12 protein-coding genes are annotated in these 14,834 nt (G+C 74.5%); 6 read left to right on the top strand and 6 right to left on the bottom strand.

Translation table 11 applies throughout. The features are described 5' to 3' along the window. Positions 1-4: 4 nt before the first annotated feature. Complete coding sequence (gene tuf / locus V9U70_RS12105; RefSeq protein ID WP_336674649.1) at positions 5-1,180, bottom strand: elongation factor Tu; 1,176 nt, start codon at positions 1,178-1,180, stop codon at positions 5-7. Positions 1,181-1,276: 96 nt separating this feature from the next. Further along, the gene (locus V9U70_RS12100) at positions 1,277-1,435 is read right to left on the bottom strand and encodes a hypothetical protein (protein WP_336674647.1); all 159 of its coding nucleotides are present in this window, start codon (positions 1,433-1,435) and stop codon (positions 1,277-1,279) included. A 250-nt stretch (positions 1,436-1,685) separates the two neighbouring features. Here V9U70_RS12100 and V9U70_RS12095 point away from each other — a divergent pair, with 250 nt between their 5' ends. Together V9U70_RS12095 and V9U70_RS12090 are read left to right on the top strand one after the other, a co-directional pair. Then, positions 1,686-2,411, top strand: coding sequence for a TVP38/TMEM64 family protein (locus V9U70_RS12095; protein WP_336674646.1), 726 nt, complete (start codon positions 1,686-1,688; stop codon positions 2,409-2,411). Positions 2,412-2,596: 185 nt separating this feature from the next. Further along, on the top strand, positions 2,597-3,469 hold the full coding sequence (locus tag V9U70_RS12090) for an undecaprenyl-diphosphate phosphatase (protein ID WP_336674644.1): 873 nt from the start codon (positions 2,597-2,599) through the stop codon (positions 3,467-3,469). Here V9U70_RS12090 and V9U70_RS12085 read toward each other — a convergent pair. Both V9U70_RS12085 and V9U70_RS12080 read right to left on the bottom strand, forming a co-directional pair. Further along, on the bottom strand, positions 3,466-4,077 hold the full coding sequence (locus tag V9U70_RS12085) for an AAA family ATPase (protein ID WP_336674971.1): 612 nt from the start codon (positions 4,075-4,077) through the stop codon (positions 3,466-3,468). The genes V9U70_RS12090 and V9U70_RS12085 overlap by 4 nt on opposite strands. Positions 4,078-4,094: 17 nt before the next feature. Next, positions 4,095-8,384, bottom strand: a complete 4,290-nt coding sequence (locus V9U70_RS12080; RefSeq protein ID WP_336674642.1) for a bifunctional nitrate reductase/sulfite reductase flavoprotein subunit alpha — start codon at positions 8,382-8,384, stop codon at positions 4,095-4,097. A 320-nt stretch (positions 8,385-8,704) separates the two neighbouring features. Between V9U70_RS12080 and V9U70_RS12075 the strand changes: the two genes are divergently transcribed. From V9U70_RS12075 to V9U70_RS12060, 4 genes are read left to right on the top strand one after another with little or no spacing between them, the layout of a single operon-like run. Beyond that, positions 8,705-9,445: a class I SAM-dependent methyltransferase gene (locus V9U70_RS12075; protein ID WP_336674640.1), complete on the top strand. Its 741-nt coding sequence runs from the start codon at positions 8,705-8,707 to the stop codon at positions 9,443-9,445. Beyond that, a complete protein-coding gene (locus V9U70_RS12070; RefSeq protein ID WP_336674639.1) occupies positions 9,442-10,545 on the top strand; it encodes a pyridoxal-phosphate dependent enzyme in 1,104 nt (367 codons plus the stop codon). The genes V9U70_RS12075 and V9U70_RS12070 overlap by 4 nt, the downstream gene beginning before the upstream one ends. Next, entirely contained in the window at positions 10,542-11,765 is a 1,224-nt protein-coding gene (locus V9U70_RS12065; protein WP_336674638.1) for an ATP-grasp domain-containing protein, read from the top strand. Before V9U70_RS12070 ends, V9U70_RS12065 begins: the two co-directional genes overlap by 4 nt. A gap of 10 nt (positions 11,766-11,775) precedes the next feature. Further along, positions 11,776-13,068 (top strand): MFS transporter, encoded by a 1,293-nt coding sequence (locus V9U70_RS12060; protein ID WP_419723968.1) that lies wholly within the window; start codon positions 11,776-11,778, stop codon positions 13,066-13,068. A gap of 53 nt (positions 13,069-13,121) precedes the next feature. On the opposite strand, the gene V9U70_RS12055 is transcribed toward V9U70_RS12060, so the two are convergent. Together V9U70_RS12055 and V9U70_RS12050 are read right to left on the bottom strand one after the other, a co-directional pair. Beyond that, a complete protein-coding gene (locus V9U70_RS12055; RefSeq protein WP_336674970.1) occupies positions 13,122-13,691 on the bottom strand; it encodes a sigma-70 family RNA polymerase sigma factor in 570 nt (189 codons plus the stop codon). A 387-nt stretch (positions 13,692-14,078) separates the two neighbouring features. Beyond that, on the bottom strand, positions 14,079-14,744 hold the full coding sequence (locus tag V9U70_RS12050; RefSeq protein ID WP_336674635.1) for a hypothetical protein: 666 nt from the start codon (positions 14,742-14,744) through the stop codon (positions 14,079-14,081). Positions 14,745-14,834: the final 90 nt, after the last annotated feature.

Below are 14,834 nucleotides of genomic sequence, written 5' to 3'. Positions count from 1 at the left end.
GCCGTCAGAGCAGGGCGGTGACGGCGCCCGCGCCGACGGTGCGGCCGCCCTCGCGGACCGCGAAGCCGAGGCCGGGCTCCAGCGGCACGTCACGGCCCAGTTCCACGGTCATCGTGACCGTGTCCCCCGGGCGCGCGACGGCCGCCTCGCCGAGGTCGACGTCCCCGACGACGTCCGCCGTGCGGATGTAGAACTGCGGCCGGTAGCCGGTGGCGACCGGGGTCGTCCGGCCGCCCTCCTTCGCCGACAGCACGTACACCTGCGCGGTGAACCGGCGGCTGGGCGTCACACTGCCGGGCGCGGCGACGACGTGGCCGCGGCGGACGCGGTCACGCTCCACCCCGCGCAGCAGCAGGGCCACGTTGTCCCCGGCCTCGGCGGAGTCCATCGGCCTGCCGAAGGTCTCCAGGCCGGTGACGACGGTTTCCGCATCCGCGCCGAGCACCGCGACCCGGTCGCCGACGCGGACCGTGCCGCGCTCGATCGCGCCGGTGACCACGGTGCCCCTGCCGGTGATGGTCAGGACGTTCTCGACGGACAGCAGGAACGGCGCGTCCGTGTAGCGCACCGGCATCGGCACATACGTGTCGACGGCGTCCAGCAGTCCCTCGATCGCCGCCGTCCAGCGGGGGTCGCCCTCCAGCGCCTTCAGCCCGGAGACCCGGACGACGGGCACGGCGTCGCCGCCGTAGCCGTGCGCGGACAGCAGCTCGCGCACCTCCAGCTCGACCAGGTCGGTCAGTTCGGGGTCGCCCGCGTCGGCTTTGTTGAGGGCGACGACGATGTGGTCGACGCCGACCTGACGGGCCAGCAGCACGTGCTCGGCGGTCTGGGGCATGATCCCGTCGAGCGCGGAGACGACGAGGATCGCCCCGTCGAGCTGCGCCGCTCCGGTGACCATGTTCTTCACGTAGTCGGCGTGACCGGGCATGTCGACGTGCGCGTAGTGGCGGGTGTCGGTCTCGTACTCGACGTGGGCGATGTTGATGGTGATGCCGCGCCGGGCCTCCTCCGGGGCCCGGTCGATCCGGTCGAACGACACGTAGGAGGTGCCGCTGCCGCCGCGCTCGCTGAGCACCTTGGTGATGGCGGCGGTGAGGGTGGTCTTGCCGTGGTCGACGTGGCCCATGGTGCCGATGTTGAGGTGCGGCTTGGTGCGCACGTACGCCGTCTTGGACATGGCTCGTTCCTTACGAGGACTCGAAGCTGAGCGGAGAAGACCCCAGGGACCTGCCGACCCTCCCCTTGCGGGGTCCGCCGGACTGTCGGGGGAGGGTCAGCTTCGGGCGCCGCCGAAGGGCGCTGCGGCGGCGAGGACCGCTGCCGGGAGGGCTGCTGCTGCGGCGACGGCCGCCACCGGGACCGCGACGTTCACGGCAGCCTTCGGCGCGTCCGCGACCGCGGACCGCGCTGCGAGGAAGACGTACCGGAACATGCCTCAGATCATGGCCGGGGCCGGCCCCCGCGTCGACCGGTTTTCCGTGGGACCGGGGCGTCGCGGGGCAGCGGGCCGTTCGAGGGCGCTTGGGTTCCCGTGCCGGCGCAGCGGGTCGGCGCCGACGTGCTGGGACCGGCCCCCCGGCAACCGCCGGCCGCGAGCGGTGCGATCGCCGCGCCGGGCGGGCGGCGGGGGTACGCGACGCACGTTACGGCGATCACCCGCCCGTTTCGGTTACTCTCCCCGCATGCTCGACCCCGCCCCCCTCTCCGGACCCGCCACCGCCGGTCCTTCGCTGCGCTGGTCCAGGGCGCTCCTGTCACCGTGGTCCCGGCTCTCGCTGCTCCTCGTGGTCCTGCTGGGGGCCGCCACCACGATGCTGCTGTTCGAACCCCAGCGACTGCTGGCATCGGGGTGGCCTCCTCAGTTGACCGGCGGCACGGCCGCGATGGTCTTCGCGCTCGCGTACGGGGCGCTGACGGTGGCGTTCGTGCCCCGCCCGCTGCTCAACCTCGCCGCAGGGGCGCTGTTCGGCGCGCAGGCGGGGCTGGCGGCGGCGCTGGCGGGCACGGTGCTGGGCGCGGGCGTCGCGTTCACGCTGGGCCGGGTTCTGGGTCAGGACGCGCTGCGCACTCTGCTGCGCGGCCGGCTGCTCACCGCGGCGGACGGGGTGCTGAGCCGGCACGGTTTCCGGTCGGTCCTGGCGCTGCGGCTCTTCCCCGGGGTCCCGTTCGCCGCCGCCAACTACTGTGCGGCGACCTCCCGCATGGCCTGCCCGCCGTTCCTGCTGGCCACCGGGCTCGGCTCGATACCGAACACGGCGGCGTACGTGATCGCGGGCAGCGAGGCCGCGTCGCCGACCTCGCCCGTGTTCCTGGCCGCGGCGGGCTTCATCGTGGTCTCCGCTCTCGCCGGGGCTCTGGTCGCCTGGCGCAAGCGTCACCGGCTGGGCCCGGAGGCCGCTGGCGGCTGACCGGGCCGCGGCGGGGACCGGTCGGTCTGGTGTTCACTTTCAGGCGATACTGTGCCCGCGACCGACCAAGGATCTCGGGGCCCGGGGCCCCTTCTTTCTGATGTCCTCGACCGCACACCGCACGCCGCCGGCGGGCCCGTGGCCCGTGGCCGATGCACGATCACCTTCGGGATGGCCAAAGCCCCATGAGCTGGTTCGAATCATTCGTCCTGGGCCTCGTTCAGGGACTGACCGAGTTCCTGCCGATCTCCTCCAGCGCCCACCTGCGGCTGACGGCCGCGTTCGCCGGCTGGCACGACCCGGGTGCGGCGTTCACCGCGATCTCCCAGATCGGCACGGAGGCGGCGGTGCTCATCTACTTCCGCAAGGACATCTCACGCATCCTGTCGGCCTGGTTCCGTTCACTGACGGACCGCTCGATGCGCAGTGACCACGACGCCAAGATGGGCTGGCTGGTCATCGTGGGATCGATTCCGATCGGCGTGCTGGGCATCACGCTCAAGGACCAGATCGAAGGCCCCTTCCGCGACCTGCGGCTGATCGCGACGACGCTGATCGTCCTGGGCATCGTGCTGGGCATCGCCGACCGGCTGGCCGCGCGCGACGAGTCCGGCGGCAGGCACCGCGTCGTGAAGGAGCGCAAGACGCTCCAGGACCTCAACGTCCGGGACGGTCTGATCTTCGGGTTCTGCCAGGCGATGGCCCTGGTCCCGGGCGTCTCCCGGTCGGGCGCGACGATCAGCGGCGGACTGCTGATGGGCTACACCCGGGAGGCGGCCGCGCGCTACTCCTTCCTGCTGGCGATCCCCGCCGTGCTCGCGTCGGGGGCGTACGAGCTGAAGGACGCGAACGAGGGGCATGTGTCCTGGGGGCCGACGATCTTCGCGACCCTGGTGGCGTTCGTCGTCGGGTACGCCGTGATCGCGTGGTTCATGCGCTTCATCACCACCAAGAGCTTCATGCCGTTCGTCATCTACCGCATCATCCTCGGCGCCGTGCTGTTCCTTCTCATCTGGGCCGGTGTGCTGAGCCCGCACGCGGGCGAGTCGGCGGGCTAGCGGCCGCCCGGCCCTGGTCCTCCGGGCGCCCTCTGAGGGCCGACCGGCCGGGCGGCGGGTTTCAGGCCGGTCGCGGCCAGGATCGCGTCGACCGTCCGGTCCACGGTCAGTTCCGCGTTGTCGATCCAGATCCCCTCGTCGGCGAGTTCGGCGCGCATCACCGTCTCGAGCGGGGTCCAGTCCGTCGTCAGAGTCTTGTCCCGGGCGAGGTTGCGCTCCCGGGCCTTCGCCGCGCCCGGGGCGAGGAGGACGCGGTGCAGCGGCCGGCCGGTGAGTCTTTCGCGGTAGAAGCCGAGGTGGGCGCGGCGCACGACCACGTCGTCGATGACCGGGAGGAAGCCGGCGGCGGCGAAGCTGTCCGCCAGCAGACAGGCGTTGCGGGCCCGGAGGAGGATCTGCCGGTCCGCCTCCTCGTCCCGCTCCGGCGAGGGCCACCGGCCGCCCGAGACGATGAGCCCCTGGAGGGCGTCCACCTCGATGTGCGCGGAGGCGGTGAAGCGGGCGGCGAGCGCCGCGGCCACGGTGCTCTTGCCGCTGCCGGGGATGCCGCTCAACAGGACCGTCGCGGCGGCCGGCTCTGTGTCCACCGGCGCCTGCGCCCACTCCATGGCCATGCCCCCCTCGGTCAGTACACGTCACGCACGTATCTGCGGTCAGAGGCTAGCTGCTTCACCTGGGCGGCCGCCGCCTCCGGGTCCAGCCCGCCGTGAGCGACGGCGATGTCCCGCAGGGCCCGGTCGACGTCCTTGGCCATGCGGGAGGCGTCACCGCAGACGTAGACGCAGGCGCCCTCGCGGACCCACGACCAGAGCTGGGCCCCGTGCTCGCGCATCCGGTCCTGGACGTAGACCTTGGCCCGCTGGTCGCGGGAGAACGCGGTGTCCAGCCGGGTGAGGGTGCCCGCGCGGCGCAGCGCGTCCAGCTCGTCGCGGTAGTAGAAGTCGGTGGCGCGGTGCTGCTCGCCGAAGAACAGCCAGTTGGCGCCGGGGTGGCCCAGGGCCCGGCGCTCCTCCAGGAAGCCGAGGAACGGGGCGACGCCGGTGCCCGGCCCGATCATGATCACCGGGGTGGCCGGGTCGGCGGGGAGCCGGAAGCGGTCGTTGCGCTGGACGAAGACCGGCACGGGGCTGTCCGGCGCGGCGTCGGCGAGGAAGGTGGAGGCGACACCCTTGCGGGTCCGGCCGCGGTGGCTCTCGTAGCGGACCACGGAGACGGTCAGACGTATGCGGTGAGGGTCCACCACGGGGCTGGAGGCTATGGAGTACAGCCGCGGCCGCAGGGGCGCGAGGACGTCGGCCCACGCGGCGGCGGGGGCGCGCACGGAGTGTTCGGCGAGGACGTCGACGGCCTGGCGGCCCCACGCCCACTGGGCCAGTTCGCCCTTGTTGTCCGGGCGCAGCAGCTTCTTCAGCGTCCGGTCCCCCGTGTCGTCGGCGACCAGGCGCAACAGGTCGGGGGTGATGCGGGCGATGTCCAGGTGGCGGTGCAGGGCCTCGCCCAGTTCGACCGTGCCGCGACCGGGCAGCTCCACCTCCGCGTCCGGGGCGAGGCCGGTGACGGCGAGCCATTCGGCCACCAGGTCCGGACAGTTGAGCGGCCGTACGCCCAGGGCGTCGCCGGCCACGTAGGTGAGGGGGGTCTCCGTGTGCAGGGTGTCGAGCGTGAAGGCACGGACCTCCTTTCCCGCGCCGGGCAGGCTCAGCAGCCGGTTCCCGGTGAGGAGGGCGGTCCCGGGGGCCTCCCGCGAGGGGCGGGGGGCGGGAGCGGCGAGCGGGGGGCGTGTCTCCGCAACGGCGGCGAAGGCGCTCATCTCGACGGCGGGCTCCGGGGCCGCGGATATCTCCAGGGCGACGCGGACCTCCTTGAGCCACTGGCCGACGGGCTGTTCGTAGTCGGGTTCGCAGTCGGCGCGCGGGACCAGCCGCTCCGCGCCGAGGGCGTGGAACCGTTCGTCCAGCCGCCGGCCGTGGCCGCAGAAGTCGTCGTACGAGGAGTCGCCGAGCGCGAGGACGGCGTAGCGCACGCCGTCCAGGCGCGGCGCGCCGGGGGCGTTGAGCGACTCCCAGAATCCGGCGCCGTTGTCGGGGGCCTCGCCGTCGCCGAAGGTGCTGGTGACGAGGAGGACGTCGGCCGGGCGCGGGAGGACGTCGGGCGTCCCCTCGTCCATGCACAGGAGCGTGGTGCGGTGGCCTTCAGCGGCGAGGGTGCGGGCCGCCGTGGCGGCGACCTCCTCGGCGTTTCCGGTCTGCGAGGCCCACAGCACGACGACCGGGCGGCCCTGGCCGTACGGATCTTGGGGGGCCTGCGCGGCGGCCGGGGAGGGGGCGTCGGCGGCCGGGAGGCGCGAGTAGGTGCCGGCCAGTACCCCGTTGACCCACAGGGCGTGGTCCGGGGCGATGGGGGCGTGCTCCGGGAGCACCGGGGTGCCCGAGGGCCGGGCGCCCAGGCCCGCCAGGAACCCGGCCAGATAGCGGCGTTCCGCTTCGGTGAGGAGGGGGGCCGCGGTGTCCGCGAGGCCGAGGACCCCGCAGAGCGCGCGCCGTTCGTCCTCCTGGTGCGGATACGGCGGGGGGGCGGCGTCGGAGAGGGCGGCAGCGGCAAGGGCCGCGAAGGCCGGAGCGGCGACCGGAGCGGGCCCGGAAGCCCGGGCCGGGACGGAGGCGGAAGCAGGGGCGGAGGCGGAGGCGGGGGCCGGTATGACGGCCGACGCGGGGACGGCGGACTTCGCCAGTCGCACCGCGCACACCTTGAGCTCGGGCTGGAAGGATATGGGGTCGACCGCGTCGTTGGTGACGGCGTTCACACCGAGGTGCTCGCCGAACAGGTCGTTCCAGTGGAACGGGGCGAAGCACTCGCCCGGCCGGACCAGGTCGGTGATCCGGGCCGGGAGCACGGCGCGGCCGCGCCGTGAGGCGATCTCGACGCCGTCGCCCTCGGCGAGGTCGAGGGCGGCGGCGTCGTCGGGGTGGACCTCCACGAAGGGCCCGGGGTCCAGACGGTTCAGCTTGCCGATCTTCGCGGTCTTGGTCAGGGTGTGCCACTGGTGCTGGAGCCGCCCGGTGTTCAGGACGAACGGGAAGTCGTCGTCGGGCATTTCGGCGGGCGGCAGATGCGGTCGGGCGTGGAAGACGGCGCGGCCGCCGGGGGTGGGGAAGGCGAGCCGCGGCACGGTGCCGTCGGGCCGTACGATCAGCTCCTGGCTGACGCCGTCGTTGAGGTAGCGCACGGGGTTGCGGGCGGGGCCGTCGACGGCGGCGCTGGGCCACTGCACGGGGGTCTCGCGCAGCCGCTCGTACGTCACTCCGCGCAGGTCGTATCCGGTCTGCGGGTTCCAGGCCCGGGTGATCTCCGCGAAGATCTCCTCGGCGCTCGTGTAGCTGAAGGCCTCCTCGTACCCCATGGCGCAGGCGACGGCCGCGATGATGCGCCAGTCGGGCCACGCCTCTCCCGGCGGGTCGGTGGCACGGCGGGAGAGGGTCAGGTTGCGCTCGGAGTTGACCATCACGCCCTCCGACTCGGCCCAGAGCGCGGCGGGCAGCACGATGTCGGCGTGGGCGTTGGTCTCGGTGTCGGCGAACACGTCCTGGGTGACGACGAATTCGGCCGCCCGTAGGCCCTCCACGACGGTGGTGCGGTTGGCGACCGACGCCACGGGGTTGGTGCAGATGATCCAGCACGCCTTGATGTCGCCCTGCGCCATCCGGCGGAACATGTCGACGGTGCCGCTGCCCGATCCGTCCGCGCGCAGGGTCCCCGGCTCCAGGCCCCACAGCCCCTCGACGAAGGCGCGTTCCTCCTCGACGAGCACCGAGCGCTGGCCGGGCAGCCCCGGCCCCATGTAGCCCATCTCCCGGCCGCCCATGGCATTGGGCTGACCGGTGAGCGAGAACGGTCCGCTGCCGGGGCGGCAGAGGGCGCCGGTCGCCAGATGCAGGTTGATGAGCGCGTTGGTGTTCCAGGTGCCGTGGGTGCTCTGGTTGAGCCCCATCGTCCAGCAGCTCATCCACTCGCCCGCCTCCCCGATCCAGCGGGCCGCCTGCCGGATGTCGGCTTCGGGGATGCCGGTGATCCGCGCGACGGCGGCGGGCGGGTAGTCGTTCAGGAAGGCGGGCATCGCCTCCCAGCCCTGTGTGTGCTCGGCGATGAACTCGGGGTCGGTGTGCCCGTTCTCCACGAGGAGGTGCAGCAGTCCGTTGAGGAGGGCGAGGTCGGTGCCGGGCCGGATGCGCAGGTGGAGGTCGGCCTTGGCGGCGGTGGCGTTGCGCCGAGGGTCGACGACGATGAGCTTCGCGCCCGTCTTCACGCGCTCCATCATCCGCAGGAACAGGATCGGATGGCAGTCGGCCATGTTGGCGCCGGTGACGAGGAAGACATCGGCGTGGGCGAAGTCCTCGTAGGAGCCCGGCGGGCCGTCCGACCCCAGGGAGAGTTTGTAGCCACTGCCCGCACTCGCCATGCAGAGACGGGAGTTGGACTCGATGGTGTTGGTCCTGATGAAGCCCTTGGCCAGCTTGTTGGCCAGGTACTGCGCCTCCAGCGTCATCTGACCGGAGACGTAGAAGGCCACCGCGTCCGGTCCGTGGGACTCCAGCACCGACCGCAGCCTGCGCGCGGTCTCCGCGATGGCGGCGTCCCGGCCGAGCGGGGCGGGCTGCTCGCCGCGTTCGGCCCGCGCCAGGGCGGTGGTCAGGCGTCCCGGAGCGGCGAGCAGCTCCGCGCCGGTGGCGCCCTTGGTGCACAGGCGGCCGGCGTTCGCCGGGTGCTGTCTGTCGCCCGAGGCCTTCACGACGCTGCGGCGGCCGTCGGGGCCGGTGGCGATGTCCAGGACGACCCCGCAGCCGACCCCGCAGTAGGAGCAGACCGTACGCACCCGGTCGGTGGCGGGGACGTCCGGCGGCAGGGTCGACTCGGTCATGGGCCAGGCCTTTCGGGGGGCGGGCGTTCCCGGGGGGACACGGAGGGCGGGCATGGGCACCCCCGAGTGTATGGAGGGCCCGTTACCCGTGGATGACACTCGGCGATCAAAGCCGGTTACGTCGACTGCACAACGTCCGTCGGACGTCGGTGAGGGATGCCGCTCCGGGCGGTGCAAGGGCCGCGAACCGCCCCGGAAGCGCGGGAACTACCCGCCCGGGCCGGCCGACTACTCAGGAGACGCCGGACGCGCGAGAAGCGCCCGGCGCCGTCCGGACGTCAGGTCCCAGGGCCCTCGGGGCCGGGAGGAGGCCGCGAGGCATGCACTGGTACGAGGACGACGCGCTCTGGTCCGATTTCGCCCCCACGATGTTCCCGCCGGCGCGGGCCGAGTCCGCAGCCGCCTTGGTCGCCTCGTCCCCCCTGCTGGACTTCCCACCGGGCTCCCGGGTGCTGGACCTGTGCTGCGGGCCGGGGCTCTTCGTGGTGCCGCTGGCCGGCCGGGGGTACGACGTGACGGGCGTCGACCTGTCGCCCACGATGCTCGACGCGGCCCGCGCCGCCTGCAAGGCGGCGGGCGCCCCTGCGCGGCTGGAGCGGGCCGACATGCTCACGTACACGGAGCCGGGGGCCTTCGACGTGGTGCTGAACGTGTTCACGTCGTTCGGCTACTTCGAGGCCGCGAAGGACAACCTCCAGGTGCTCCGCAACGCCCACGACAGTCTCGCCCCGGGCGGGCTGCTCCTGGTGGACGTGATGGGCAAGGAGGTTCTGGCGGGTTGGATCGGGCGGCCGAAGGCCGTCGACCTGCCGGACGGTTCGTACGTCGTCCAGCGCGACACCGTCCTGGACAGCTGGCGGCGACTGCGCACGGACTGGACGCTGGTGAGCGGGGCCTCTGCCCGTACGGCGTCCATCACCTCCTGGCTCTACTCGGCGGCCGAGCTGCACGCCCTCTTCGAGAGCGCCGGCTTCACCGGGGTGGAGTGCTTCGGCGGATTCGACGGGTCCGGCTACGACCAGCGGTCAAACCGGCTCATCGTCCGCGGGCGGCGCTCGTGAGGGCCGGGGCGGACGCCGGTCCGCGCTCCGCCGCCGCGCCGGTCCACGAGCACATCACCGATGCCGTGAAGGCCCCGGACCTGATCCGGCTGAACGGTGACGTCGTCCTCGCCCGCTTCGAGACGATGAAGGTGTACGCGGCGCTCGGCGCGGTCCGCTCGCTGCTGCGCCGGGGCCGGGTGGCCCCGGGGCAGACCCTCGTCGACAGCTCCAGCGGGATCTACGCGCTGGCGCTCGCGATGGCCTGCCACCGTTACGGACTGCGCTGCCACATCGTCGCGTCCACCACCGTCGACGCCACTCTGCGGGCGCAGTTGGAGATCCTCGGCGCGACGGTGGACGCGATGCCCCCGTCGTCGAGTCTGCAGTTGGACCAGGAGCTGCGGGTGCGTCACGTGCGGCGGCTGCTGGCCGAGCGGCCCGACGTCCACTGGATGCGGCAGTACCACGACGCGATCCACCACGAGGGCTACCGGGAGTTCGCGGAGCTGCTCACCGACGCGCTGCCCGAGGGCCCGCTGACCGTGGTGGGGGCGGTGGGCACGGGGGCCTCCACCGGTGGACTGGCCCGCGCCCTGCGGGAGTCGGGGCGGCCGGTGCGGCTGGTGGGCGTCCAGCCGTTCGGCAGCGTCACCTTCGGCAGCGAGCAGTTCACCGACCCGGAGGCGATCATCGCGGGCATCGGCAGCTCCATTCCCTTCGGCAACGTCCACCACGCGTTGTACGACACCGTCCACTGGATGGACTTCCGCCATGCGATGGCCGGCGCGGTGGGGCTGCTGCGGGAGCACGCGGTGTTCGCCGGCCTGTCCACCGGGGCGGCCCATCTGGCGGCTGCCTGGGAGGCGGCCCGCGACCCCGGGCGCCTGCACCTGGTGCTGGGCGCGGACACCGGACACCGGTACGCGGAGCGGGTGTTCGCCCGGCACTCCGAGGCCCTGGACCCCGCCGGACTGCGGCCGCGGACCATCGCCGCGCTCGACGCCCTGCGCCCTCCGTGGTCGGTCATGGAGTGGGCCGGGCGCTCCGCTCCCGAGGCCGCCCGACCCGCCGCCGAGGACGCCCCCTTCGCCGTACCGACCGTGGAGCTGCTGCCATGACGATCGCCGCACTGGAGTCCCTGTCCTTCGGTCTGGGCCGGATGGCCCGGGCCGCGGAGGGGGCGGGCCACCGGCTGTGCCTGCTGACCGGCGACCGCTCGGTGTACCGGCACGAGCTGGCGACCCTGCCACCGGACGCGCTGACCGTCGTCGAGGTCGACACCCATGACCGGGAGGCCGCACGGCGGGCGCTGGCCGCCGTGCCCGGTCTGGCCGGGCTGATCAACACGACGGACACCTGGAGTCTGCCTGCCGCGTCGCTGGCCGCAGAGCTCGGGCTCCCGGGGCCGTCCCCGCAGGCCGTGGAGCTGCTGCGGGACAAGCTCCGGGTGCGTCAGGCGCTGCACGCGCACGGGCTGAGCCGGTCCGGAGCTGTGGCCGTGCCAGAGGGCCCCGAGGCCGCCGGGGAGGTACTGCGGGCCGTCGGGCTGCCGGCGGTCCTCAAGGACTCGGCGGGCACCTCGTCGCGCCATGTGTGGATCGTGCGCGACGAGGAGGCGTTGCACCGCGCGCTGGCGGAGGCCGGGCGGCAGCGTCTGACGGGCACACTGTTCGCCGAGGCGTTCCTGGCCGGCCCGCTGTACAGCGCGGAGACCCTGAGCTGGGACGGGACCACCCGGCTGCTCGGGGTGATGAGCCGCCAGACCTCCCGGGCGGCGGTGGCGCGCGAGGAGGCGGCGGCGTTCCCGGTGGCTCTGCCGGACGGGGACCGGGCCGGGGTCGCGGCCTGGGCGGGGCGGGTCCTGGAGACCGCCGGGCACCGCAGGGGCTTTGCGCACGTGGAGTTCGTCTGGACGTCGGACGGCCCGGAACTGGTGGAGATCAACCGCCGGATCGGCGGCGCGCTGGTCGGCGAGGTGCTGTGCCGCACTCTGGGGACCAATGTCTACACGGCGATGATGGACGAGGCGCTCGGCCGCCGCCCGGCGCTGCTGGACGCCCCGCTCGACGCGGAGGGACCCGCGTACGGTTTCGTCCTGGTGTACGCGGACGGGCCCGGGGTGCTGAAGGGCTGGACGGGTCTCGACGAGCTCGCCGCCTTCCCCGGTCCGGTGGAGTGGTACCCCACCCGCGAGCCCGGGGAGACCGTGGCCCATGTGGGCGACCAGCGGGGCTGCACGGGCCTGGTGCTGGCCGAGGGCCGGACGGCGGAGCTCGCCCAGCACCGGGCGTGGAGCGCGGCCGTGCGGGTCCGCCCGGTGCTCGCCGCGACGCCGTGAGCCCGGGCAGGTGAGGCCGCTCCGGGCGGGCGGCCGCCCCGGCGCCCGGCAGCGCCCCCTTCCGCTCGCCGGAGGGCCTCCGGCCGGCGGGAAGGGGCGTGAACGGGCCGTGCGCCGACCGATGAGCGGACCTCAGCGGTTCCTGCTGGCGGGCTCGTTCCTGATCACGCTGGGCAGTTTCGCGGTGCTGCCCTACATGTCGGTGCTGCTGCACCAGCGGCTGGGCCTCGGGATCGGCACGGTCGGTCTCGTGCTGGCCGTGGCCTCGCTGATCCAGTTCGCCGGGGGCGCGGTCGCGGGCCCGGTGACCGGGCGGATCGGACTGCGGCGCTCGATGCTGCTGGCGCTGGCGCTGCGCACGGCGGGGTTCGCCGCGTTCGTCCCCGGCCTGAGGAGTCCCGTACTCGCTGTGGGGGCGCTGCTGTTGGTGTCGGCCGGGGCCGCGCTGTACCTGCCGGCGAACAAGGCGTACCTGGTGGACGGGGCGGCCGAGGCACAGCGCCCGCGACTGCTGTCGGCGAGCGGTTCCGCGTTCAACGCCGGCATGGCGCTGGGCCCGGCGGCCGCCGCGCCGCTCGTGATGGGCTCCCCCGGCGTGCTGTTCTCCTGCGTCACCGTGCTCTTCGCCCTCGTCGGGGCCGCTCACGCGCTCCTGCCCCGCAGCGCGGCGGGCCAGCCGCCCGCTCCGCCGCCCCCCGTCGCCCCGGTCCGGGACGCCGCGGCGCCTCCCCCGGGCCCCTCACCCTTCCTGGCGACCGCGGTGAGCGTGTACGCGTTCATGTTCTTCCAGCACTACCTGGCGCTGTACGCCGTCCCCCGGACGTCGGCGGGCTTCTACGGGGCGGTCCTGACGGGGTACGCGGCCCTCCTGGTCGTCGCCCAGCCACTGCTGGCGGAGCGGGTCTCCGCGCTGAGCCATCCGCGCGCGCTGCGGTGGGGCTTCGGCGCGATGGCGGCGGGCATGGCGGCGATCGCCGGCGGCGGTCACGTGGGGATCGCGGCGGGCGCGGTGCTGCTGTGCCTGGGGGAGATCGTGCTCTTCCTGAAGAACGATCTGGAGGCGCTGGCCCGTGCGGGCTCCTCCTTGCCGGCCGCCGTGTTCGGGCGTCAGCGACTGGCGGCGGGCCTCGGCGCGTTCGTCAGCGGGGTGGCCGGGGGCCAGTTGTACGGGGCGGCGGAGGCGGCGGGCTCTGCGCGGGCGTTCTGGGCGGCTCTCTGCCTCCAGTGCCTGCTTCTGCCGGTGCTGCTGCTCCGCCGCCGCGCCGCCCGGAGCCGTCCGGGGCCCCGGAGGGGCGCCCCCTAGAGTCGGGTGCTCGGCCGGGACGACGCGGTGCGGCCCGGCCCGGACGTGCCGTCTCAGCGGTCCGCGGCGGGCCCCGCCGCCCGGCCGCCGCCGACGGGGTGGTCCGTGCGCCACTGCCCGGCCAGTTCGCGCCGGGCGCGGGCCACCCGGGAGCGCACCGTGCCGATGGGGCATCCGGCCGCCGCCGCGGCCTCCTCGTACGAGGCCCCCAGCAGCTGGGTGAGGACGAAGGCCTGGCGGCGCGCCGGTTCCAGCCGCCGCAGGGCGTCCAGCACCGCGACGGACTCCTCGAAGCCGGGCAGATGGCGGGGCTGCGTCCGTTCCACCGCGCTCTGCCAGTCCGCCGTGTCGGCGGTCCGGGGGCGTGCGGCGGCTGTGCGGTGCCGGTCGATGACCACGCGCCGGGCGATGGACAGCAGCCAGGTCCGCGCGCAGGAGCGCCCGGCGAACCGGGCCAGCCCGCCGAGCGCCCGCAGATAGGTCTCCTGGGCCAGGTCGTCGGCGCCCGGGACGTCGGCGCTGAGGTAGGCGACGAACCGGCGGACGTCGTCGTAGGTCGCCCGGACGAAGCGCTCGGCGGCCTCTCGGTCCCCGCCGCCCGCGGCCAGGGCCCAGTCGGTGATCTGCCCGTCGTTCTGCCGCGCAGAGGAGCCCCGGGGGCGAGGCGGCCGGGCGGTGGCCGGGCGGGAGGCGGGAGGCCGGTGGGCGGGGGCGCAGTCGCGGGGCGCGGGGGCCGCCGGCGACGGGGGCGGCGGCGCGGGAGCGGGTAACGCGACCACCGGCCGCGCGGGAGCGGGCGGGAGAGGGGTGGGCCATGCGGGGGCAGAGAGAGTCACAGCAGTCCTTCGCGTCCTCGCGGAGCCGGGGCGACGGCCGCGCGGCTCCGGTGACCGGCCCCCGGTGGGCCCGTGCGGCGTTCCGGGGGGACCGGCATGCCTGTCCGGGGTGTACGCGGGCGCGCACACCCGTACCGCCGACCGGCGTGCGACAGCCTGGAGGGCGGGCGGGGTTCAGGGGAGACGGAGGACGACGGGCGGCCCGCGCCGGGAGATGGCGTGCAGCGCGAGGAGGTCCTGGGGGCGTCGACCGGGGCGGCGTCGGGTGCGCCGTCGGGCGGACGGCGGCACAGCGGGCGGCCGCGCGGACCACAGGCCCAGGGCCGTGTGCAGCGGGGCCCGCACGGTCAGGGCCAGACCGCGGCCCAGCCGGACGGCGGCGACTTCGCCGCGCCACAGCCACCAGCCGCAGACCAGCCCGGCCAGCGCGTGCGCCGCGGCCATACCCGTCGTGGACGCCGTGCCGTCGAAGGCGGCCGACAGGTCCGGCGAGCCGCCTGCCGCCGCCTCGCGGACGGCGTGGTGCGCCGCGCCGGGGGGCGCATGGCCCCCGCCCGCGTGGTGCGCGCCCGAGTCGGGCGGCAGGCAGGCGCCGACGACGGTGAAGAGGACGTGCAGCCCCGACTGGCCCATCCCGTGGGCCGCGACGGTCACCGGAGCACTCCGCTCCCGCGCCGCGAGCCACCATCCCGCTCCGCCCGCCGGCACCAGGGCGGCGGCCTGGGCGAGGAACGGCAGGGGCGCGCCGGACATCACCGCGTGGCCGAGCCCGGACACGGCGACGCACACGACCGCGAACAGCGCGGCGCGCCCGAGTCGGAGTGCGGTTCCGGCCCCCATGGCGGTCATCGTGCCAGCCGTACCCACCCCGGCGAGAAGACCGCCCGTCGCCGAAACGACCGGGTTGCTCCTGGTCTGAACCAATGCGTC

The sequence above is a fragment of the Streptomyces pratensis genome, assembly GCF_037137275.1.
GTDB lineage: Bacteria > Actinomycetota > Actinomycetes > Streptomycetales > Streptomycetaceae > Streptomyces > Streptomyces pratensis_B.
This window is presented reverse-complemented; position numbering and strand designations above follow the sequence as displayed.